This is a genomic window from Pseudomonas sp. S2_F03 (genome assembly GCF_054668335.1).
On record NZ_CP162759.1, the window covers coordinates 5,485,943 to 5,509,561 of the forward strand.

The window sequence follows — 23,619 nt, forward strand, 5'->3', positions numbered from 1 at the left end:
TTTAATGCCGTACCCCTAACCCTGTGGGAGTGAGCCTGCTCGCGATAGCGGAGTATCAGTCGACATCAATGTTGACGTTGCCGACGCCATCGCGAGCAGGCACGCTCCTACAGGGACCGGTGTCTGGCCAGTATTCTTTTTTGACTTCAGTGACTCTTAGCCCATGAAAACCGTAGCTGTAGTGTTGTTCCCGGGCTTCCTCCTGCTCGACATGGCCGGTCCCATGGAGGTGTTTTCCATCGCCAACCGATACCTGGCGCCGGCTGATTGTTACGAGCTGACGACCATCGGCACCGAGGCTGGCGCGCTGCGTGCCTCCAACGGCGTTCGCGTTCAGGCCGATTTGCACATTGATCAGGCGATCGAGGGTTACGACTTGCTGCTGGTGCCGGGCGGTCCCGGTGCCTATAACGAAAAACATCCGCCGTTGCTCGCCTGGCTCAAGGGCGCCGTAAGCCGTGCCGGGCGCTACGGTTCGATCTGCACCGGCGCCTTTGTCCTGGGGCATGCCGGTTTGCTGGACGGTTACCGCGTGACCACCCACTGGCACTACACCGAACGTTTGATCAAAGGCTTTCCCAAGGCCACGGTGGAGACCGATCAAATCTACGTTCAGGACCGCAATCTAATCACCTCCGGCGGCGTGACCGCCGGCATTGACCTGGCGCTGGCGGTCGTGGCCGAAGACCATGGCAAGAAAGTCGCGCAGGACGTGGCTAAAGTGCTGCTGGTGGTGATGAAACGTCAGGGCGGGCAGGCGCAATTCAGCCCATTGATGGCCACGGTTGCCCCGCATGAAACGCCGATTACCCGGGTGCAGAACTATGTACTCGAACACCTGGATGAAGCGTTCAGCATCGAACGCATGGCCAGCCTGGCAACCATGAGTGCGCGGCATTTCACCCGGGTGTTTGCCCGGGAAGTGCATATGACGCCGATGGAGTTCCTGCAAAACGCGCGCATCGACCACGCCCGCAGCTTGTTGGAAACCTGCGACTCACCGCTCAAGACCGTGGCTTTCAAAAGCGGCTTTGGCAGTGTGCGGCACATGCGTTTCCTGTTCAGTGAAAAACTCGGTTTGACCCCCAGCCAATACCGCGAACAGTTCAGCTAGAGCGTTGTGTCCGTTGCACGCACCCTGATGGCCGTGACGCTCCCTCCGTGGCAGTTGTACCGTCACGCAGGCCTGCCAAGATACCCCCTTAACTCTTTGCGATGGAGGTGCGGGAGCCTGGAGGGCGAGTGCGATGGACGATTGCAGCACGTTAAGCCGGGCCAGGTTTTCAGCACGCGAACGTGCATGAACAGCCTCAGAGATTTAAACAGCGAAGCGGTGCTGCATTTCGGCCCCTACGCGTTTCACCAGCACCAACGGCTGATTCTCGACGGTGAACGGCCGCTGCGCATGGGTGGGCGGGCCCTGGATATTTTGCAGGTGCTGGTCGAGCGTGCCGGGACGGTGGTCAGCAAAGACGAATTGATCGCCCAGGTCTGGCCGACGTCGGTGGTCGAAGAAATCAACCTGCGCGTGCACATCGCCGCGCTGCGCCGCGCCCTTGGCGACGGGCAGAATGGTCAGAATGGTCAGCGCTATATCGTCAATATTCCCCAGCGCGGGTACAGCTTTGTTGCCCCGGTGCAGCACCTGCCGGCGGGCGCACCCATTGCGATTCAGACCGTTCAGAACGCTCAGCACAACCTGCCTGCGCGGCTCATGCCGGTGACCGGTCGAGACTCGATTGTCGGCAGTCTGGTCCGGCAATTGCCGGTGCGACGTCTGATGACGCTGGTTGGTCCCGCCGGCATCGGTAAAACCACCGTGGCATTGCGCGTTGCCGAGCTGCTGTTGCAGCACTATGAGGACGGCGTCTGGCTGGTGGATCTGTCGACGATTGATGATCCGGCGCAAGTGATTGCCCACCTGGCGCGCACCCTTGAACTGGACGTCGGGGCTACTCTCGAGGTGTTGGCGCAACGCCATACGTTGCTGGTGCTCGACAACTGCGAGCACCTGCTGGAGCGCTGTCGCACATTGGTCGAAAGCTTGCTGGTTGCGGCGCCCCGGCTGTCGATTCTGGCCACCAGCCGTGAACCGCTGCGGGCCTCGGGGGAAACCATCCTGCATCTGCCGCCATTGGCGGTGCCGCCCGCTGGCGCTGTACTCAGTGTCACCGAAGTCATGGGCTATTCAGCCGTGCAACTGTTCGTCAGTCGCGCCCGTGCCCGTCAACAAGGCTTTGTCCTGCGCGAACAAGACCTCATGGCGGTGTGTGAAATTTGCCGCCGGCTCGATGGTTTACCGCTGGCCATTGAACTGGCCGCCACGCAAATCGATGCGTTGGCGCTGGTCGGCTTGCAAGCCCAGCTCGACAACTGTTTCCAGCTACTGACCCAGGGCCGGCGCACCGCCGTTCCCCGGCATCAAACCTTGAAAGCTGCGCTGGACTGGAGCTATGAACAGCTGAGCCCGTTGGAGCAAACGGTGTTGCAACGCCTGGCCGTATTCAAAAAGGCCTTCACCCTGGACGCCGCCATGGGGGTGATCAGTTGTGCGGTGTGGCAACCCGGTCGCTTGATCGAAGCGATGCAACACCTGGCGCTCAAATCGCTGTTGTCGCGGGAGCAGGGCAGTGGGGTGACCCGTTACCGGCTCCTCTACACCACCCGCGCGTACGCCCTGGAAAAGCTCGAACACGGTGGTCAATTGCCCGAAGTCGAAAGGCGCTACACCCGTTACATCAACCGGGCGCGCAAAGCGTCAGGCAGGTAGATGGCGTTGCAACTCGTCGAGTAACCGGCGGACTTTTGTCAGGTCCGGCGTGGAAAAGCCTTCGGTGAATCGCTGGTAAATCGGCTCCAGCAGCTCATGGGCTGGCCGATAGCGGCCCTGACGCTGCCAAAGCTGTGCCAGCGAGGTGGCGCTGCGCAGTTCCCAGGCGAGAGCGCCCTGGGTTCTGGCGACATTCAGGGCCCTGATCAGCACGGCTTCGGCGGCCTCGGTTTTCAGCGGGCAATCCTCGGTCAGCAGCGCGCTCGCCCTGGCCCGCAGGATTTCTGCGGTGCTCCAGCCTGCGGTGCCGGTATCTGCTCGCTGCTGCAAGGCGTCATCGACGAAACCGCTGTCCAGCGTGACCATGATGTCCTTGATCAACCCGCTGCCCGGTGGGGGCGGCAAGTGCGCTTGGGTCTGGTCAATCACCTGCGCGTAGTGCCGCGCCCACGTGTGGAACAGCAGCACCGAATGTTTCTGCGCTTGTTCCAGCAGCAGGCGCAGGAGTTCGCGGGCGGTGCGGGTGTCACCGTTGTAGTGGGCGATCAGGCAACCGGCCAGGGCCAGGGTGTAGCAGATGGAGGTGCCATGGTTGATCTGGATCGCGATGTCCAGTGCCTGCCGGGCGGTGCGCCAGGCCTGTTCCGGTCGGCCCTGCAACCACAGGATGCGCGCCAGAATCGTCAGGGCGGCAACGCTCTGATCGTATTGCACGCCAAAACCAAGGGTGAAGCGGTTGAGGTGGCCGCTCTGGGCCATGCGCTGGATCACTTGTTCGGCATTCATCCGTGCTTGTTCTTGATCACCCGAAAAATGCAGGGCCAGCACGCGTAAACGGTGTGTGCTCAGCGACAGCACGGTGTCCTCATGTTTGCCCAGCCGATTGAACTGCAGGCTCTGTTCCAGTGCCATTTGATAGTTGCCGCAACTGAGATTGACCGCCATGTACCCGGACAGCGCTCGTAGTTGACCGGTCAAGTCACCACACTGATTGGCGAGGGCTCTGGCGCCGACGAAGGCGTCGATGGTTTCAGCGGTCCCCCCTGGAGGTGGTAGCAGGAGGCGCCGAGGGCAAGCTTCAGGTTCATGTGCAGATGACAGCAGGGCTCGGGCGTCGCATCGAGCAATGCCAGCGCCTTGCGCACATAATCGCCGTGCTCCTTGAGCAACGACAGTTCCTGCCAGAGCGGCGTCGACGTTGCGACAAGGCGAATCGCCAGGGCCTGTTGGCGTTGCGTATTCAACCCCCAGTCGAGGGCCGAACGAATGTCTTCCAGGGTCCGGGCATAACGCTCGATCCACAGGCGGGTTGGGATGTGTTCCCAATCGCTCCGGGCCTGATGCATCAAGGCCAGGCAACGTTCGGCATGGCGCACGCGGGTGTCCGGCAAGTCGGCGGCCTGGTCGAGTTTTTCCAGGGCATAGTGGCGCGTGGTGTCGAGCAGGCGGTAGTACACGTCTTCGTCGCCCACTTCCACGCTCAACAGCGATTTGGCCACCAGTTGGGTGATTACGCCAAAGACCCTGTCGGGATCGATGTGTTCGCCGACGATCACCGCCGCCGCTGATTCCAGGGTGAAGCCACCCCGGAATACGCCGAGTCGGCGCAGGCAGGTTTGCTCGCACGTCGTCAGCAGTTCGAAGCTCCAGTCGAGCGTAGCGCGCAATGTCTGGTGTCGGCCCAATGCCGGCTGACACCCTTGGGTCAGCAGGCGAAAACTGTCCTGTAGCTGATCCAGCAATCCGCTCAAGCCAAAGTGGCCGACTTGCGCGGCGGCCAGTTCGATGGCCAACGGAATGCCATCCAGGCGATGGCAGATGTCGACCAGCAACGGTAGGTCTGCATCGCTCAGTTCAAAGCTGTCGTGGCTGGCCATCGCCCGCTCGACAAACAATTGCAGGGCCGAAAACGTCAACGCCTGAGCGCGGTCCAGCACTGCAATGGGTGGCGGACAGTCCAGCGATTCAAGACGCTGAACATATTCGCCTTCAGCCCGCAGGCTTTCGCGACTGGTGGCCAGAATGTGCACCTGCGGCGCGCCACGCAGCAGGGTTTCGCAGAGCACCGCGAGGGTGTCGACCAGATGTTCGCAGTTGTCGATCACCAGCAACATTTGCCGGTCGCGCAGGAACATCGCCAGGCCGTTCATGGGGTCGGCGTCGGGCAAGGACACCTCCAGCAGCGTCGCCAGATGACTGCTGATCATTCTCGGGTCGTTGATCGGGGCCAGGTCCAGCAAGCGAATACCGTCCCGGTAGCGTCCGATCAATTGTTCGGCGACGCGCAGGGCCACGGTGGTCTTGCCGATGCCGCCGGGGCCGACGAGGGTGATGAACCGCAGGTGAGCCAATCGCGAGACCAGACTGTCAACCAAGGGTTGGCGACCGATCAGGCGGGTACGGCGCACAGGCAGGTTATGGCCGCTCGGCGCCGGCCCTTTGCGTACGGGCGGTTGTTCGATCAGCTCCAGCGAGAAGGGCGCGACAAAACTGTAGCCGCGTTGTGCCACGGTGATGATGTAGCGCTGGCCTGCCTGACCATCGCCGAGGGCTTTGCGCAGCGCCGCCATGTGCACCCGCAGGTTGATGTCTTCCACCACGCTTCTGGGCCAGACCGCCGCGATCAATTGCTGCTTGCTGACCACATTCCCGGCGTGCTCCAGCAGGATCAACAGAATGTCCATGGCACGCTTGCCCAGGCGCAAAGGCTGGTCGGCCTCCATCACCAGACGTTGTCCGGGATAGATCCGGTAAGGGCCGAAATGCACAACCTGTTCAGGGGAAAGGGTCAACGGGTCACTCCTGCCTGCATCCGTCTAGTACGCGGTTTCCGAGCATATTCCTCAGGTTTTCGCGGCAACGCAATGCGCGGCGCGAGTGACTGCGGGGTGTCCGCCCCGACGGCCGCTACCGGCCACGCGGCAGAGGCCGTGTTTACGGTAACAAAGCCGGGGTTACGGCTTTTGGTGCGCCAGGGAAAATTAACAACGTTTAACTCGTGTTGAGTCTGGTCCGCGCCCAAAACTCTCGTCCCATGGGACCTGTAGCCGCTGTCGAGTGAAACGAGGCTGCGATCTTGGCGATCAAAAATCGCTGCCTCGTTTCACTCGACAGCGGCTACAGCGCCTTCAAGGATTCAATTTGTCATAAGGACGCCGGAATGAGCAACGTAGTGGTGGTCTATCACAGCGGCTACGGGCACACCCGCGTCATGGCGCACGCTGTCGCCCAAGGAGTGGAGCGCCACCTGGGCAGCACCTGCCAGTTGATCCCTGTCGAGGAAGTGCAAGGCCACTGGGATCAACTGCACCATGCCGACGCCATCATCTTCGGCGCTCCGACTTACATGGGCAGCGCTTCGGCGCCGTTCAAAGGGTTCATGGAGGCCACCGCGGCGTTTTACCTGGCCCAACCCTGGCGCGACAAACTGGCCGCCGGGTTCACCAACTCCGGCAGCCTGTGCGGCGACAAACTCAACACTTTGCTGCAGATGGCGGTATTCGCCGCCCAGCACTCAATGATCTGGGTCGGTCTCGACCTGCTGCCGGCGCGCTCCGGCACCGGCGTGTTTGATGGGCAGATGAATCGCCTGGGCAGCTCGCTGGGGGCCATGTCCCAGTCGAATGTCGAACAACCTCCCGAGCTGGCCCCGCCGCCCGAAGATCGCTGCACCGCCGCGCACCTGGGCGAGCGCGTTGCACGGCTGGCCGCACGCATGAATTCCTCACCGCTTTGATACACCCCGACACTCACTAAGGAGCAATCGCATGAGCACGTTCACCACTCGAGACGGCACCGAGATTTACTACAAGGATTGGGGCACCGGTCAGCCCATCGTCTTCAGCCACGGCTGGCCGTTGAACGCTGACAGTTGGGAGTCACAGATGTTGTTCCTGGCCTCCAAAGGTTACCGGGTCATCGCCCATGACCGCCGTGGTCACGGGCGCTCCAGCCAGCCGTGGACCGGCAACGACATGGACACCTACGCCGACGACCTGGCGCAATTGATCGAGTTGCTGGACCTGCAAAACGCCGTGCTGTTCGGTTTCTCCACCGGGGGCGGTGAAGTGGCGCGCTACATCGGTCGCCACGGAACGGGCCGGGTGGCCAAGGCCGGGCTGATTTCTTCGGTGCCGCCGCTGATGCTCAAGACCGAAGCCAACCCCGGTGGCCTGCCGATCGAGGTGTTTGACGGCATTCGCCAGGCATCGCTGGTCGACCGTTCGCAGCTGTACATCGACCTCGCCAGCGGCCCGTTTTTCGGTTTCAACAAACCGGACGCCAAGCCGTCACAGGGCATGATCGACTGGTTCTGGATGCAAGGCATGACCTCCGGCCACAAGAACGCCTACGACTGCATCAAGGCTTTTTCCGAAACCGACTTCACCGAAGACTTGAAGAAATTCGACGTGCCAACTCTGGTGGTGCACGGCGATGCGGACCAGGTGGTGCCGATCGAAGCGTCGGGCATTGCTTCGGCAAAATTGGTCAAAGGATCTACGCTCAAAGTCTACCCGGGGCCCCCCATGGATTGACTGATACCCACAAGGATCAGCTCAACACTGATTTGTTGGCGTTTCTCAAGGGTTGATGTCCCCGGCGCGGGCGTAGATCCGCGCCGGTTTTCGCTCCTGATGAGCAGCAATCCATCGAGTACATGATCATGAAAAAGCTGACCAACGCCACCGGCGCCCCGGTGGTCAATAACCTTAATATCCAGACCGCCGGCCCCCGCGGCCCGGCACTCCTGCAAGACATCTGGTTGTTGGAAAAACTCGCCCACTTCGACCGCGAGGTCATCCCCGAACGCCGCATGCATGCCAAGGGCGCTGGCGCCTACGGCACATTTACCGTCACCCATGACATCAGTGACTACACCAAGGCCAGTATCTTCAGTGCCGTGGGCAAGCAAACACCGCTGTTCGTGCGTTTTTCCTCGGTGGCCGGCGAGCGCGGCGCAGCGGATGCCGAGCGTGACATCCGGGGTTTTGCGGTGAAGTTCTACACCGACGAAGGCAACTGGGACATCGTCGGCAACAACACGCCGGTGTTCTTCTTCCGCGATCCGCTGCGTTTTGCGGACCTTAACCATGTAGTCAAGCGCGATCCGCGTACCGGTCTGCGTAACGCCACCAGCAACTGGGATTTCTGGAGCCTGCTGCCCGAGGCGCTGCACCAGGTGACCATCGTGATGAGTGATCGCGGGATTCCCACCAGCTTTCGCCATATGCACGGCTTTGGCAGTCACACCTTCAGCCTGATCAACCGCGACAACAAACGGGTGTGGGTGAAGTTTCATTTTGTCTGTCAGCAAGGCATCGAAAACCTCTCGGATGCCGAGGCGCAAGCAGTGGTCGGCAGGGACCGCGAAAGCAATCTGCGCGACCTGTATGAAGTCATCGAACAGGGCAATTTTCCGCGCTGGAAACTGTGCATCCAGGTGATGGAAGAAGAGCAGGCCAACACGTACCGGCACAACCCGTTCGACCTGACCAAGGTGTGGCCTCACGGCGAGTTTCCGCTGATCGAGGTCGGCATCATGGAGCTCAATCGCAACGCCGAGAACCACTTCGCCGAAATCGAACAAGCGGCGTTTTCGCCAGCCAACGTGGTGCCGGGCGTGAGTTTTTCGCCTGACCGCATGCTCCAGGCGCGGCTGTTTTCCTATGGTGATGCCCAACGCTATCGCCTCGGTGTGAATTTCAATCACATCCCGGTCAACGCACCGCGCTCCCCGGCGAACAGCTACCACCGCGACGGCGCCATGCGCACCGATGGCAACCTCGGTGGCACTGCCAGTTACTTCCCCAACAGCGTGGGCGAGTGGCAGGATTCGCCAGAGCTGGCCGATCCGCCGCTGCCAGTGGAAGGCTTCGCCCAGCACTATGACCATCGGCTGGAAAATGACCACTACGAGCAACCGGGGAACCTGTTCCGGTTGCTGGACCCGGTGCGCAAGCAGTTGCTGTTCGACAACACCGCGCGGGCCATGAATGGCGTGCCACGGGCGATTCGTCAGCGCCATATCGAGAACTGCACCAAGGCAGATCCGGCGTATGGGTTCGGCGTGGCTGAGGCGTTGGAACGTCTGGTCCCGCTGGGTTAACCCTGTAGCAGCTAGTTCGGCTTGTAGCAGCTGTCGAGCTTGCGTTCGGCTTGTAGCGGCTGTCGAGCCTGCGTTCGGCTTGTAGCAGCTGTCGAGCTTGCGAGGCTGCGTCCGGCTGCGAAGCAGTCGTAAAATCAGCCAACGCGGTGTTTCAGGTAGACCGCGCTGTCAGGTTTCACGACTGCTTCGCAGCCGGACGCAGCCTCGCAAGCTCGACAGCTGCTACACCTGCTACAAAGTGTTCGGCTGCGCTTGAGCGGTACAGACGGGGCGGCGGGGCTGAGCGGGTACAGCACGGCAACGCCAGGCAAACGGGTTGATGCCCTCGCTGCGGGTGAAAATGTGGCAGAAATGCGCTTGATCGCAGAAGCCGCATTCGAGGCTGATTTGCGTGAGGCTCAAATCGGTCGTGCGGATCAGTTCCTTGGCCCGGGCAATACGTTGGTGACGAATCCAGTCCTGGGGCGAGTAACCGGTGCTGCACTTGAACGCTCGGGAGAAATGACTGCGCGAGAGGGCGCAGGCGTGGGCCAGTTCGGTCACTTCAACCGTTTCACCCAGTCGATCCAGAATCAGTTGCTTGGCCAGGTTTTCTCGCCATGGGGTCAGGCCGCCGGTGGTCTTCTTTCGCGTATCAATAACTGCCGCGCGGGCAGTGTTTTGCTGAGAATGAGCCATGACAAATGTCCGTGTCGGTGAGCTTCATTCTTGGTCGCAGGGCGCTGGCAGGCGAGTTAAACGTTGTTAATTTCCTGGTTTTGTCTATATCGAGTAACCGCTCTAACTCAGCACATCGCTGCAATTTTCCGTGGGCGAGGTGCCGGCACAATCGGCGTCATCCGGCGGCGTGTCTGTGGCCGTTTTTCTGATTCGATCAAGGGTGAACACATGAAACATTCGTTGGTTTGCGCGATAGGGCTTGCGGTAGCGCTGGCGTCCGGCATTTCCTCGGCTCAGGCACCGGCGCAGGTCGGCACCCAAGTGCCGGGCTACTTCCGTTTGGCGGTGGGCGATTACGAAGTGACGGCGTTGTTCGATGGCTACAACGACCTGTCGCCCAAGCTGCTCAAAGGCCTGAGCCAAAGCCAGATACGCGCGCTGCTCGCCCGGCGCTCGATTGAAACACCGGGCGTGCAAACCGCGTTCAATGCGTTCCTGGTCAACACCGGCAAGCAGTTGATCCTGGTGGATACCGGCGCCGGCCAGTGCATCGGCGCCACCGCCGGCATGCTCTCGGACAACATGAAAGCCGCCGGCTATGAACCGTCTCAGGTTGACGCGATCCTGTTGACTCACCTGCACCTGGACCACGTCTGCGGGCTGGTCGATGCCGAGCAAAAACCGGTGTTCGCCAATGCCACGGTGTATGCAGCCAAGGCAGAAGCCGATTACTGGCTTGACCCTCAGGCCATCGCCAAGGCCCCCGAGGGCGCAAAGCCGTATTTCAAAATCGCCCAGGACTCCACCGGGCCTTACGTCGCGCAGGGTCGCTTCAAAACGTTCGACGCCGGTCAGTCGCCCGTGCCAGGCGTGGTCGATGCCGAGCTGGAAGCCGGGCACACGCCGGGCAGCACCACCTACCGTTTCACCTCTCAGGGCCAGAGCATTTTGTTCATGGGCGATCTGGTGCATAACCTCGCCGTGCAGTTCGAACACCCGGAAGTGTCGATCGGTTTTGACGTCGACAGCCAGCAAGCCATCAAACGCCGCGCCAAGGTGTTCAGCGACGCGGTGGCCAGCAAGACCTGGGTCACGGCGGCGCACCTGCCGTTTCCGGGCATCGGCCACATCGCGGCGGAGGGCAAGCACTTCCAATGGGTGCCGGTCGAGTACGGCCCTTACAAACGAGCAGCCAACGTACCGCTGATCGAGTAAAGTCCCAGCGCTTCGTGCCTGTCTGAACTCACAAGGGAGCCATGCCTATGAACCGTAACGACCTGCGCCGTGTCGACATGAACCTGTTGGTGATTTTCGAGGCCTTGATGTTCGAAAAAAACCTGACCCGTGTTGCTGAAAAACTGTTCATGGGCCAGCCGGCGGTGAGTGCGGCATTGGGGCGGTTACGGGATTTGTTCGACGATCCATTGTTGCTGCGCAATGGCCGCGGCATGGAGCCGACCGGGCGGGCGCTGGCGATTCTCAAGGAGTTGCAGCCGGCGATGGATGTGATCTCCGGCGCGGTCAGTCGCGCCAAGGAGTTCGAGCCGGCCAGCAGTTGCGATGTGTTTCGCATCGGGCTGTCGGACGATGCCGAATTCGGTCTTTTTCCGCCGCTGCTGCGACAGCTTCAGGAGGAGGCGCCGGGGATCGTGATTGTGGTGCGCCGCGCCAATTACCTGTTGATGCCGGCGTTGCTGGCATCCGGGGAAATCTCCGTGGGTGTCAGCTATACCACCGAATTGCCGGCGAATGCCAAGCGCAAAAAACTGCGCGACATTCCTTGCAAGGTGCTGCGTGGGGACAAGCGTCCTGGGGTGCTGACGCTGGATGAATATTGTGAGCGGCCGCATGCCATGGTTTCGTTTTCAGGTGATCTGAGTGGCAACATCGATCTCGACCTGGCCAAGCTTGGTCGTAGTCGGCGTGTGGTGTTGGGGGTGCCGCAGTTCAGTGGTTTGCGTGCGATCCTTGCTGGCACCGAGATGATTGCCACGGTGCCGGATTATGCGGCGTGTGCGTTGGTGGAGGGGTGTGGGTTGCGTGCTGAGGACCCGCCGTTTGCCATTGATGCGGCGCAACTGTCGATGGCGTGGAGTGGGGTGCATGATAATGATCCGGCGGAGCGATGGTTGCGGTCGCGGATCAGTGAGTTTATGTCTGGGCCTTTGCCTTTGGTATCTGCTTGAACGTGGCGGCCTTTGGGCCGACCAGGTTGTTGTTTTTGGTGTACATATCCGTTGCTACGGTAACGGCGGCTTAGGGTTTCGCCCTTACGGCGACTCACTTTTTTTTCAAACGCCAAAAAAAAGTAAGCAAAAAAAGGCTCGCCCCGAGCGTCCGGCCCCTCGCTGGGGCTCGGCGTTCCTTCGCTCCGGTATCCCTCCGGGGACACTGCCCTCCGGTCGGCTTCGCTTCGACCTACATGCAGCGTGTTCGACTGCGTCGAACGGCGCTGCGCGCCACTCCCCGGATGAACACCTCCACTCAGCCTCCCGAAGGGGCGGGTGGATCAAGATCAAGAGCTGTAGGCGAGCTAACGCTCGGCCTGATGAGTGGTGAGAAGCAGGGGCTGTACGCCGACTCATTGTAGGAGCGAGCCTGCTCGCGATGGCGGCCTTGTAGCCGACCAGTCTTTTGCAGATGTACCTATTCCCTGTGGGAGCCGGGCTTGCCCGCGAAGGCGGCCTGCCAACCAACCAATTTCTAGCAAGTGTACCTATTCCCTGTGGGAGCCGGGCTTGCCCGCGATGACGGCCTGCCAACCAACCAATTTCTAGCAAGTGTACCTATTCCCTGTAGGAGCGAGCCTGCCCGCGATGGCGGCCTGACAGCCGACCGATCTCTTGCCGGCGTACTCATTCCCTGTAGGAACGAGCCTGTTCGCGATAGCGGCCTGACAGCCGACCAATCTCTTGCCGGTGTACTCATTCCCTGTAGGAGCGAGCCTGCTCGCGATGGCGGCCTGCCAGCCGACCAATTTCTAGCAGGTGTACCTATTCCCTGTGGGAGCCGGGCTTGCCCGCGATGGCGGCCTGACAGCCAACCTACCTCCAGCAAATGGACCCGCTCCCACAGGGGATTTGCACTCATTCAAGCGCTCTGTTTAATGCTGTTTAGCGTTACTTCCTGAAAGCCACAGAGTCTTGCGCCGTTGCCTACGACTGCGCCAGAATCCGCCGGCTTGTGCGCTTTGACCCTGAACTCTATCGTTTCCGCATCGCTGCCAATCAGCGATCGGGTTTAGCGACCTGATCAGGTATAAGCACAACAACGCTCCGTCTTTATTGCAGGCATTCCATGTCTGTAGTTTCGATATGGTGGCTGTGCGCGGGAGGCCCTCGGGTCTGCCGGGTCTTATACCTCTCGGTTCGCTAACCTGCGTACAGCCGCCACCCTTACTTGTTTAGCGACAGGTTCTGGTGGCTCCATCAGGTATAAGGAGCTTCACCATGTTCAAAATCACACCCAATCCGCCAGAATCCGACGACGTTTCCCCCTACGAAACCACCGACTCCAAAAAGCTCAACACCGCCGCCGACCGCGCCCTCGATTTCTACCTCAAACCCGTCATCCCCAAAGACACGCCACGCAAACCCAGCACGATTTACCTCGTCGATCCCGAAACCGGTAACGAAACCCTGCTGGTCAACGCCTGCGAGTCATTGGCGTCCGCCAGCGTCATGCTGAGCGATTTCGCGGGGCAACTGAGCGGCCCGCAACGCCACACCCTGCTCGGTATTCAACAGTCCGTAATGTTGGGTGAACTGGCGGTGAACCAGATGCTGGATAATTTCGATCCGCAAGGCTGACAGAAGTCTCTGTACTGATCGTTCCCACGCTCTGCGTGGGAATGCCTCAAGGGACGCTCCGCGTTCCTGCTTTCGAAAGCGACGCAGAGCGTCCCGGGCTGTATTCCGACGCAGAGCGTGGGAACGATCAACATGGCGGCTCGCGTCCACCGGGAATTCGGGCTGAGTCAAACGTCGTGTTCCAGCCAATCGCCACCACTCGTCTGAAAGCCCCTCCAACCTGTTATTTCTGACAGTAGCCAGCTCTTCCTTTCCGGAGTGTGATGAGCCCTGTGTCCCCAGTGGACTCAGGGCTTATCCCATTCCAGGAGAGATCGATGGACATCCAGTCAACCGCATTCAACGAGCTGTTCGTGCTGTATCCCCTGATCATTCAGGGCTGGGTGACTCCGGTGAAACCTGACGGTATTGCGCACGGCGGCATACCCAAGGCGCTCTACGATGACCAGACGCAGGGCCTTGAATGCCTGATTGATCCATGGACCGAGCTTCAGCTGCAGTCCTGGACCATGGCGGTCGATGACCGGGTGGATTTGTACATCAACAACGATGCGACCCCCGTGACGGGCAAGACCGTTGCATCCGGCGAAGAAAACCAGCGTATGCGCCTGTACATCCCTCACCGACGGCTGATTCAGGGCGTCAATCGCCTGCATTACAAGGTCACTCGCCCAGGGGGAAACGTCGAAGATTCCCGGGATTTGTTGGTGCTGTACAACCGGCTCATCCCGGAGACGCTGGATCTGGTGATCCCGCCTGACGTGATCACCGACGGCGTCAGTGCCGAACGCGCAGCGCGGGGCGTGGAGTTCGGGTTCATCTGGTCCAACCCCCGCCCATTCGACCTTGTCCGCTTTCAACTGGGCGATGAGACGATTCAATGGGAGGTGCCCGATGCACCGGCGCCGGTTGTCCGGAAACTGTTCACCGACACCTTTCTAAAAGTGGGTGACGATCCGAACACCCCGGCCGACTTTATTGTGTTCGATCAGTTGGGCAACTTCGCTCAGTCGCCGACCAAGCGGCTGGATGTTCATCTTGACCGTCTTGATCTGCCTGCCCCGACCGTTAAAGGCATGACGGGTAATAATTTCAGTCCCACACAGCCGGAAGTCAGGGTGTTGGTGCCCCAAGGTTCGCTGCTGCCCGGCGACAAATTGACCGTCATCTGGAAAGGTGCGACGGCTGTAGCGGCAGGTTCCTACACCAGCCCGCAACGATTGGTCAGCGCGGGACTGGAAATAGCAGTGCCGCGATCGGTGCTGGCCTACAGCCTGGGTAAAGCCGTTACCGTCACCTATGTCATCGAGCGTAACGGCACATCCTCCACCTCGCTGCCCTTGACGCTGAATATCCTGGTGCTGCCGGCGACTGCCCTGATCGCACCAGTGATTGTGGAGGCTGATGCGAATAACGTGCTGGACGTGAGCGCGCTGGGCACTAGAAATGCCACTCTTCACGCTTTGCTCTGGACGCTGATTGACGCGGGCCAGCCGTGCTGGATGAGCCTGGAAGGCAAGAAAGCGAATGGCACAGCGCATAATCTGTCCTTGTGGAACGGCCTTCCGGCCCAAGTCAACACCACATGGGTCACCCAGGGATTCTGGCCCCACAATGTGGCCAACAGCTACCTGAAGGAATTGGGATCGGGCACCACGTTGACGGTCAAGTTCAAGGCCTCTCTGGACAAGAGCAATGTCGAGGCGACCGCCGTGGTGTTTCCGGATCGTCAGTACACGATCAAGGCCGTGGAGGATGTCAAACCCGCTATTACTACGATCAAAATCTCAGCCAGCGGCGCGGACATTCCCAATGGAGGGTTGATTGTCGCGACCAGTGTGGTGCTGACCGGTACGGCCAGCAAGGGCGAAAAAGTCGAAGTCTTCGATGGCACCGTGTCCAAAGGCCAGCCCAGCGCCGATCCGACAACGGGCATCTGGACCCTGACCGTCAGCGGCCTCGCGGTGGCGGCGCACCGTTTTACCGCCAAGGCACTTTACGGCTCGGGCCAGGTTTCGGCGGTGCGCACCCTTACCGTTGTTGCTGTGATGGTACCGACGCTCACCAACGTAAAGGACGCCAGCGGCAAGGAAATTCCAGAGGCGGGAACCACGACCAGTACCACCTTGAAGCTCACGGGCAAGGCGAGCAATGGTCAACGAGTCGAGATTTATGACGGTAGCGGTTCAAGCGCGGTGTCCAAAGGAATAGCAACGGCCGATCCAACGACAGGCGTCTGGGAACGCACCATCACCGTAGCGGTGGGGGGCCGCCGTTTGTACGCCAAGTCGCTGTATCACAGTAGCCATATTTATTCGAACGTGCGCCTCTTGACGGTCGTCGCAGCGGTTGCGCCAACGATTGATTCGGTGAAAGGCTCACCCGGCAATTTCGACATTCCCAATGGAGGGTTGATTGTCGCGACTAGCGTGTTGCTGACCGGCACGGCCAGCAGAGGGGAAAAAGTCGAAGTCTTCGATGGCACCGTGTCCAAAGGCCAGCCCAGCGCCGATCCGACAACGGGCATCTGGACCCTGACCGTCAGCGGCCTCGCGGTGGCGGCGCACCGTTTTACCGCCAAGGCACTTTACGGCTCGGGCCAGGTTTCGGCGGTGCGCACCCTTACCGTTGTTGCTGTGATGGTACCGACGCTCACCAACGTAAAGGACGCCAGCGGCAAGGAAATTCCAGAGGCGGGAACCACGACCAGTACCACCTTGAAGCTCACGGGCAAGGCGAGCAATGGTCAGCGAGTCGAGATCTATGAAGGCACTGGCACAGGTAAAGTTCCTATGGGGGAAGCCACGGCCGATCCAACGACAGGCGTTTGGGAACGCACCATCACCGTAGCGGTCGGTGCACGCCGTTTGTACGCGCTATCGCTTTATCACAGAGACACTGTCTATTCGAACGTGCGCCTTTTGACGGTCGTGGCGACGGTTGCGCCGACCATTACCACGGTGAAAGGCTCGCCCAGCAACGACGAGATCGCCGACGGCAGCAACACCATCGAGACCAGCGTGGTGCTGACCGGCACGGCCAGCAGAGGGGAAAAAGTCGAAGTCTTCGATGGCACCGTGTCCAAAGGCCAGCCCAGCACCGATCCGACAACGGGCATCTGGACCCTGCCCGTCAGCGGCCTGGCGGTGGCGGCGCACCGTTTCACCGCCAAGGCGCTTTACAGCTCGGGCCAGGTTTCGGCGGCGCGCACCCTTACCGTTGTTGCTGTGATGGTCCCGACGCTCACCAGTGTGCAGGACGCCAGCGGCAAGGAAATTCCAGAGGCGGGAACCACGCCCAGCACAACGTTGAAACTCACGGGCAAGGCGAGCAACGGCAAGCAAGTCGAGATTTATGAGGGGAGCTATTCAACTGCGGTGTCCAAGGGAGTAGCAACGGCCCATGCAACGACAGGCGTCTGGGAACGCACCATCACCGTAGCGGTGGGGGGCCGCCGTTTGTACGCCAAGTCGCTGTATCACAGTAGCCATATTTATTCGAACGTGCGCCTTTTGACGGTCGGCGAACCGATCTCAATCGGGCAGGACCCCATGATTCTAGACGGCGTCAAGTTACTGCAGGACTTCGGGTGGAGTACACGCGAAGTGCCGGGTAATACGGCCACCCGCGTTCCGACCGCAGGCATTGCGCCCTATACCTACACCTCACAGAACCCGACCGTGGCAACCGTTAACGCCAGTGGCATGGTCAGAGGTCTTAAAAACGGAGAAACAACGATCATCGTGGGCAATGCCACGGGGGGCGCAACAGCGTCGTACAAGGTGAGCGTCTCCAACATCTATCGAGTGCTCAAGAACGACACTTACCTCTATGCAACAGAAGTTCAGGCATGGTTAACCTCGGTAGGCGCAATCAATGATTCTCACCCGGTTATGGGTGGCATTGCGGCCGTGCCAGCATTCACCGCAAACTTTACTAATCACGAGCAGATTGTCCCTTTCAACCCGCCTGTACTGCGTGACAGCTATCGTATAGTTGCAACGGCTAACATGTTCCTCCCTCCGCTTCCCCTCTCGGGGATAGGTTTGGTGATTAGCGACAGTTCTCGCCAGCTTACGTTCAAGTGGGACCTCGGCATGCCGAATTTTGACCCGACCCACGGACGAAACCGCGCCTATGCATTGGTGCCAGAGAACGCATCCTAAGGCGGTAATGCTCATTTACGATGCGGTCCGCAGTCACTGCGACAGTTAAAAAACGGCCTCGCAAGAGGCCGTTTTTATGCCTGGCACCCATACCACTCGTCCGTTAATCCCATTGACCTGTCAATTCTGACAGTAGCGGATGTTCCCCATCGGGTGTGAGATAGGCCGTGCCCCACGGGAGGGCAAGGTCAATCACGCACAGGGAACGAATGATGAATGGTCAGTATGCTGAACTCGTCACCGACGACTTGCCGCCTCCGCGCATTCGGGAAAGCCCGACGTCCTCCCTCCTGAATCCCGTGGCGCTCAGGTACAGCTGCAGGATCATCATGGAATACGCCGATGACCCCACCGACAGGGTTAGCGTGACGTGGGCGGGGGCTCCGGGGGCTGGTTCCTACACGTCGGTGTTCTTCCCGGTCGGTGAGCTGCGACCATTGGAGGTCGGGATAGGCGGCACGCCGCTGGTGATCTTTAACCTGGGGCAAACGGTGACGCTCACCTACACCGTTATTCGAGGCACCTCGGCGCCTGTGACTTCGCAGCCGCTGATTTTGTACGTGCTGCCGATTACGCAAAGCGATTTGCCCCGACCGTTTATCACACAGGCGCCCGGCTTCGGTGAAGGTCTGGTCCTTGATGCCTCTAGCCTGACTGAGTTCACTCTGCGGACAAACGCATGGCCGCTGCAAACCCGGGGTCAGTACTTTTGGTTGCGGCTCAGAGGCACCAACGCCAACGACAGCGTATTCAATGAGGTGTACTGGAGTGCGCCAGGCAACATTGTCGACGAGGAATTTAGTCGAGGCTTTTATGCGCGAAACTATTCCGCCGACCCGTTGAAGGGGCTCAAGGATCGCAGCACGCTGACCCTGGAGTTCATGGCTGGCCTGGAAGGGAGTCAGGACGAGGCCCGCGCCCAACGGTTTGCGCATCGAAACTACCTTGTCAGGACGAACCCACCGATAACGCCGGTGAGACCGGTGATCGGGTCGGTGAAGGATCCACTCGGTCGGGACATCGCCGATGGGGGAACCACGGTTCACACGGGTGTCACGGTGCAAGGCACTGCCATGGCGGGTGAAGAGGTGGAGCTCTTTGACCGGCAAACTTCCTTGGGCACGATCAGGGCCGAGTCCGGGAATTGGGAACTCCGGGTGGCGGGACTGACAAACGGTTCATACGTATTGACGGCCAGAGCCTTGTACGGCAACGGTGAGGTGTCCAATCCATGGACGTTCAACGTGACGTTGCAAGATGTGCAGTTGTCGATCAGAGAAGCGCCTGATAACGCCAGTCTTGATCCCCTTGCGGCCACTGGCAGCCTGACTGCCGTGTTGAATTACGACATGCAGCCCGACGACAGGCTCAGGGTGACCTGGACCGCCGCCCAAGGCACGCCAGCAGCGGGTTCGCATACCACGAACACTGTGATGGCTGGCACCATTCGACCTAGAGAAATACCGCTGCCCCTTTCATTAGTGGCGTTCAGTCTGGGCAAGACAGTGGAAGTGACCTTCACCTTCCAGCGTGGCGTGTCAGCGCCGGTGACCTCACAACCATTACCGCTGAACGTACTCAATCTCCCGGCAGCCGCGTTCATTGCCCCGGTGATTACCCAGGCGAACGGTACCAACGTGCTGGTGCTTGAAGACGTAACCGGTGGCGCGAGTCTGCAGTTTGGCGGCTGGCCGCATATTGCCACCGGACAGCAGGTCTGGCTGGATCTGATGGGCGAGGACGCAAACGGCAACAGCCACACGCTCACGCCATGGACCGGCACGGCCAACACGGTTTATCGAAGCTGGGCTATATCCAATAGCTACAGGCTCACGATTGCGTACAGCTATCTACAACAGCTGAGGGATGGCAGCACCTTGTCCATTCTCTTCAGGGTGAATATGGATCAGGTCGCGAATCCTGCGACGGCGGTGGTCTTTGACAGGCGTGAATATACCGTTCGAACCACCCGTTAACAGGGCCATGTTTCATGGCCACTGATTTCAGCACAAACGCGATTTTTTGTAGCCGCTGGCGAAGCCTGCGTTCGGCTGCGCAGCCGTCGTAAAAAGCTCAGATTGCGGTCTTCCTGAAACACCTCATCACCTGATCTCACGACTGCTTCGCAGCCGAAAGCAGGCTTCGCCAGTTGCTACGGACCGCGTTCCTCACCAGAGGCCGTTTTTTGTGCCTGCAAGAAACCTTCCGGCAAAGCAGGTTCCTGTGGGAGCCGGGCTTGCCCGCGATGGCGCAGGGTCAGTCAACATCTGTATTGACTGGAAGACCGCCATCGCGGGCAAGCCCGGCTCCTACAGAGATCTACGCAGGTAGGTCGCGGCGGGGTCATTCACAAAAAGAGCACGTACATCCAATTTTTTGCGTCCCCCCACCGGCACTATCGAATCAAGTCCCGGCGCATCGCTGCCGGTGGTTTTTCATTTGTGCAGGTAGCCCATGAACGCATCGCGATGGGATGAACAGGCTGAGGATTGGGGCCTGCTTTTTTGCGGATCAGCAGCAGTTTGTTTTTGCTGTGGGTGCACGGTTTGCCGAAGCTGCTTAACTACAGCGCTCAACTGCAAATCATCGAAGACCCTTTCCATCTGGGGGCACCTATCACGCTGATGCTGGCGATTTTCGCTGAGGTACTGTGCCCGCTGCTGATCATCGCCGGGGTGCTGGTGCGTTTGGCGTGCCTGCCGATTTTGACGGTGTTGCTGGTGGCGCTGCTGGTTGTGCATCCGCAATGGAGTGTTGAAGAAGGGCAGTTCGGCTGGCTGCTGTTGATCCTGTTCACCAGCATTTTTATCGCCGGGCCGGGACGGCTGGCGCTCAATGTCCGATTCGCCGGAGTGTTGCGTTATGCCTGAATCCAATCGTTTCGAAGAAGTCGTGACCCTGGTCATCAAGCACCGGGTCAAGGCTGGATTTGAAGTGCCCTATGAAGCCTGGCTGCGCAACATCGTGAACATTGCCGGGCAACAGGAAGGGCACCTGGGCGTGGATGTGATGCGCGGTAAAAGTACCGGGCTCGATATGTACACCTGCGTATTACGCTTTTGCACCACCGACGCGATGCAGCGCTGGCTCGACTCGCCGCAACGGCTGGCACTGGTCCAGGAAGCCACGCCGATGCTCGCCGACGGCGACCAGACCGAGGTCAACCCGGTCAAGGAATTCTGGTTCGCGCCGCAGGCCGACACCGCATCGCCACCGCCGCCGCGCTGGAAGCAAGCCGTGGTGACGCTGTTGGTCATTTTGCCGCACACCTTGCTGGTGCCACTGATCTGGGGGCCGCTGCTGCAACTCAACGCCTTCCTCTCAAGCTACGTGGTCGCGACGTTCCTGATCACGCTGACCATTGTCGTGTCGGTGGTGTACCTGTTCATGCCGATGGCGACGCGCCTGTTCGCGCCCTGGTTATCTCCTTCCACTCAGCCCAAGGAAACGCGATGAACGCTGATCTGATTTTATTCAATGGCCAATTTCATACCGTTGACCGTGAAAACCCGCGCGCCAGTGCTGTAGCGATCCGCGACGGTCGTTTCGTCGCGGTCGGTACCGATGCCGAGGCCATGGCCCTGCGCGGCTCGGGTACGCAGGTCATCGACCTCAAGGGGCGCTGCGTCATTCCCGGCCTCAACGACTCGCACCTGCACCTGATTCGTGGCGGTTTGAACTACAACCTCGAACTGCGTTGGGAAGGGGTGCCGTCGCTGGCCGATGCATTGCGCATGCTCAAGGACCAGGCCGACCGCACGCCGACGCCGCAGTGGGTGCGGGTGGTCGGTGGCTGGAACGAATTCCAGTTCGCCGAAAAACGCATGCCGACCCTTGAAGAGCTCAATCAGGCCGCGCCGGATACGCCGGTGTTTGTGCTGCACTTGTACGACCGCGCCTTGCTCAACCGTGCCGCATTGCGCGTGGCCGGGTACACGCGCAACACGCCGAACCCGCCGGGTGGCGAGATTGTGCGAGATGCCAACGGCGAACCGACCGGCATGCTGGTGGCGCGACCCAACGCGATGATTTTGTACTCGACGCTGGCCAAGGGGCCGAAGCTGCCGCTGGAGTATCAGGTCAACTCGACTCGCCAGTTCATGCGCGAACTCAACCGTCTGGGCCTGACCAGTGCCATCGATGCCGGCGGCGGTTTCCAGAATTACCCGGACGATTATCAGGTGATCGAACAGTTGGCCAAAGACCAGCAATTGACCATCCGGATCGCCTACAACCTGTTCACCCAAAAGCCCAAAGAAGAACTCACCGACTTCAAGAACTGGACCAGCAGCGTGACCCTGCACCAGGGCGACGATTACCTGCGGCACAACGGCGCCGGGGAAATGCTGGTGTTTTCGGCGGCGGATTTCGAGGACTTCCTCGAACCGCGCCCGGACCTGCCGAAGACCATGGAAGCCGAGCTGGAGCCGGTGGTGCGTCACCTCGTTGAACAGCGCTGGCCGTTCCGGTTGCACGCCACCTACAACGAATCGATCAGCCGCATGCTCGACGTGTTCGAGAAGGTCAACCGCGACATCCCGTTCAATGGTTTGCCATGGTTTTTCGACCATGCCGAAACCATCACCCCGCAAAACATCGAGCGGGTGAGGGCGTTGGGCGGTGGTATTGCGATTCAGGACCGGATGGCGTTTCAGGGCGAATACTTTGTCGAGCGCTATGGCGCCAAAGCGGCCGAAGCGACGCCGCCGATCAAGCGCATGTTGGCCGAAGGTGTACCGGTCGGCGCCGGCACCGATGCGACGCGGGTGTCGAGCTACAACCCATGGACTTCGCTGTACTGGATGGTCAGCGGCCGCACGGTCGGCGGCCTGGAATTGCACGCAGAAGGCCTGTCGCGCCAGACCGCGCTGGAACTGTTCACCCACGGCAGCGCCTGGTTCTCTTCCGAGCAGGGCAAGAAAGGCATGATCAAGGTCGGCCAGCTGGCGGACGTGGCGGCCCTGAGTGCGGACTTTTTCAGTGTCGATGAAGAAGCGATCAAGTGGATCGAGTCGGTGTTGACCGTGGTCGGCGGCAAAGTGGTGTACGCCGCCGGTGACTTCGAAAAACTCGGCCCGGCCAGCGTACCCGTGCTGCCCGACTGGTCGCCGGTGGTCAAGGTGCCGGGTCACTGGCGGCCAACGTCGCCGATGCAAGCGCAGGTTCACCATTGCAGCGGGCCGTGCGGCGTGCATGCCCACAGCCATGAGAAGGCGCGTTTGTCGAACGCGCCGGTCAGCGACTTCGCCGGTTTTTGGGGCGCCTTTGGCTGCTCGTGCTTTGCGTTCTGACGATTACCAAAAAAGCGCCAGCCACCGCGGCCGGCGCTTTGAGCGATAAACATCCACCGAGGAGTTTCACATGAGCAACGTTCCGTACAAGCGCCTGAACAAAGACGACGCTGTTGTCCTGCTGGTCGACCACCAGACCGGCCTGATCTCGCTGGTCCAGGATTTCTCGCCAAACGAGTTCAAGAACAATGTGTTGGCCTTGGGCGACGTGGCCAAGTTCTTCAAACTGCCGACCATCCTCACCACCAGTTTCGAAAACGGCCCGAACGGCCCGATGGTGCCTGAGCTCAAAGAACAGTTCCCGGACGCGCCGTACATCCCGCGTCCAGGCCAGATCAACGCCTGGGACAACGAAGATTTCGTCAAAGCAGTCAAAGCCACGGGCCGCAAGCAACTGATCATCGCGGGCGTGGTCACTGACGTTTGCGTGACCTTCCCGACACTGTCGGCGCTGGCCGAAGGATTTGAAGTGTTCGTCGTCACCGACGCCTCGGGCACGTTCAACGAAACCGTGCAGCAAGCGGCATGGGCGCGCATGGCGGCGGCCGGTGCTCAACTGGTGAACTGGTTCTCGGTGGCCTGCGAGCTGCAAGGCGACTGGCGCAACGACATGGAAGGCCTGGCGAACCTGCTGTCGCCACGCATTCCCAACTACCGCAATTTGATGAACAGCTACTCGGTGCTGACGTCGAAGTAAGTTCTGCCCCAATGAAAAATGCCCGCCAATGTGCGGGCATTTTTTTGCCTTGTAGCAGCTGACGAGCAGCGCGAGGCTGCGTTCGGCTGCGGAGCAGTCGTAAAACCTGAGTGCGAGTTT

13 protein-coding genes and 3 pseudogenes are annotated in these 23,619 nt (G+C 60.2%); 14 read left to right on the plus strand and 2 right to left on the minus strand.

What is annotated here, in order from left to right; all coding sequences use genetic code 11:
* The first annotated feature begins 163 nt into the window (after positions 1–163).
* Positions 164–1,114 (plus strand): GlxA family transcriptional regulator, encoded by a 951-nt coding sequence (locus AB4N76_RS25775; protein WP_046028000.1) that lies wholly within the window; start codon positions 164–166, stop codon positions 1,112–1,114.
* A gap of 186 nt (positions 1,115–1,300) precedes the next feature.
* The gene (locus AB4N76_RS25780; protein ID WP_046027999.1) at positions 1,301–2,770 is read left to right on the plus strand and encodes an ATP-binding protein; all 1,470 of its coding nucleotides are present in this window, start codon (positions 1,301–1,303) and stop codon (positions 2,768–2,770) included.
* Here AB4N76_RS25780 and AB4N76_RS25785 read toward each other — a convergent pair.
* A pseudogene (locus AB4N76_RS25785) lies at positions 2,759–5,562 on the minus strand (ATP-binding protein). The gene AB4N76_RS25780 and the pseudogene AB4N76_RS25785 sit on opposite strands and share 12 nt — an antisense overlap.
* Before the next feature lie 368 nt (positions 5,563–5,930).
* On the opposite strand from AB4N76_RS25785, the gene AB4N76_RS25790 reads away from it, so the two are divergent.
* The 3 genes and pseudogenes from AB4N76_RS25790 to AB4N76_RS25800 all read left to right on the plus strand — a co-directional run bounded on the left by AB4N76_RS25790 (position 5,931) and on the right by AB4N76_RS25800 (position 8,876).
* On the plus strand, positions 5,931–6,506 hold the full coding sequence (locus AB4N76_RS25790) for a flavodoxin family protein (protein WP_077430403.1): 576 nt from the start codon (positions 5,931–5,933) through the stop codon (positions 6,504–6,506).
* A 31-nt stretch (positions 6,507–6,537) separates the two neighbouring features.
* Positions 6,538–7,361 (plus strand): annotated as a pseudogene (locus AB4N76_RS25795) (alpha/beta fold hydrolase).
* A 72-nt stretch (positions 7,362–7,433) separates the two neighbouring features.
* Positions 7,434–8,876, plus strand: a complete 1,443-nt coding sequence (locus tag AB4N76_RS25800) for a catalase (RefSeq protein ID WP_305879761.1) — start codon at positions 7,434–7,436, stop codon at positions 8,874–8,876.
* 231 nt (positions 8,877–9,107) lie between these two features.
* On the opposite strand, the gene AB4N76_RS25805 is transcribed toward AB4N76_RS25800, so the two are convergent.
* Positions 9,108–9,554, minus strand: a complete 447-nt coding sequence (locus tag AB4N76_RS25805) for a helix-turn-helix domain-containing protein (RefSeq protein WP_046027993.1) — start codon at positions 9,552–9,554, stop codon at positions 9,108–9,110.
* Between the two features lie 210 nt (positions 9,555–9,764).
* On the opposite strand from AB4N76_RS25805, the gene AB4N76_RS25810 reads away from it, so the two are divergent.
* The 9 genes and pseudogenes from AB4N76_RS25810 (at position 9,765) to ycaC (ending at position 23,499) form a co-directional block, all read left to right on the plus strand.
* On the plus strand, positions 9,765–10,751 hold the full coding sequence (locus tag AB4N76_RS25810; RefSeq protein ID WP_046027992.1) for an MBL fold metallo-hydrolase: 987 nt from the start codon (positions 9,765–9,767) through the stop codon (positions 10,749–10,751).
* 47 nt (positions 10,752–10,798) lie between these two features.
* Positions 10,799–11,722 carry a LysR family transcriptional regulator gene (locus tag AB4N76_RS25815; protein WP_046027991.1) on the plus strand — a complete coding sequence of 308 codons (924 nt, stop codon included), beginning with the start codon at positions 10,799–10,801 and terminating at the stop codon, positions 11,720–11,722.
* A gap of 1,263 nt (positions 11,723–12,985) precedes the next feature.
* Positions 12,986–13,345: a DUF6124 family protein gene (locus tag AB4N76_RS25820; RefSeq protein ID WP_046027990.1), complete on the plus strand. Its 360-nt coding sequence runs from the start codon at positions 12,986–12,988 to the stop codon at positions 13,343–13,345.
* Positions 13,346–13,662: 317 nt separating this feature from the next.
* Entirely contained in the window at positions 13,663–17,511 is a 3,849-nt protein-coding gene (locus AB4N76_RS25825; protein WP_460163724.1) for an Ig-like domain-containing protein, read from the plus strand.
* 212 nt (positions 17,512–17,723) lie between these two features.
* Complete coding sequence (locus AB4N76_RS25830; RefSeq protein ID WP_460163725.1) at positions 17,724–19,487, plus strand: hypothetical protein; 1,764 nt, start codon at positions 17,724–17,726, stop codon at positions 19,485–19,487.
* Between the two features lie 478 nt (positions 19,488–19,965).
* Positions 19,966–20,381 (plus strand): annotated as a pseudogene (locus tag AB4N76_RS25835) (DoxX family protein).
* Positions 20,374–20,967 carry an antibiotic biosynthesis monooxygenase gene (locus AB4N76_RS25840; protein ID WP_460163726.1) on the plus strand — a complete coding sequence of 198 codons (594 nt, stop codon included), beginning with the start codon at positions 20,374–20,376 and terminating at the stop codon, positions 20,965–20,967. Before AB4N76_RS25835 ends, AB4N76_RS25840 begins: the two are co-directional and overlap by 8 nt.
* The gene (locus tag AB4N76_RS25845) at positions 20,964–22,802 is read left to right on the plus strand and encodes an amidohydrolase (RefSeq protein WP_046027986.1); all 1,839 of its coding nucleotides are present in this window, start codon (positions 20,964–20,966) and stop codon (positions 22,800–22,802) included. The genes AB4N76_RS25840 and AB4N76_RS25845 overlap by 4 nt, the downstream gene beginning before the upstream one ends.
* Before the next feature lie 70 nt (positions 22,803–22,872).
* On the plus strand, positions 22,873–23,499 hold the full coding sequence (ycaC, locus tag AB4N76_RS25850) for an isochorismate family cysteine hydrolase YcaC (RefSeq protein WP_008032694.1): 627 nt from the start codon (positions 22,873–22,875) through the stop codon (positions 23,497–23,499).
* Positions 23,500–23,619: the final 120 nt, after the last annotated feature.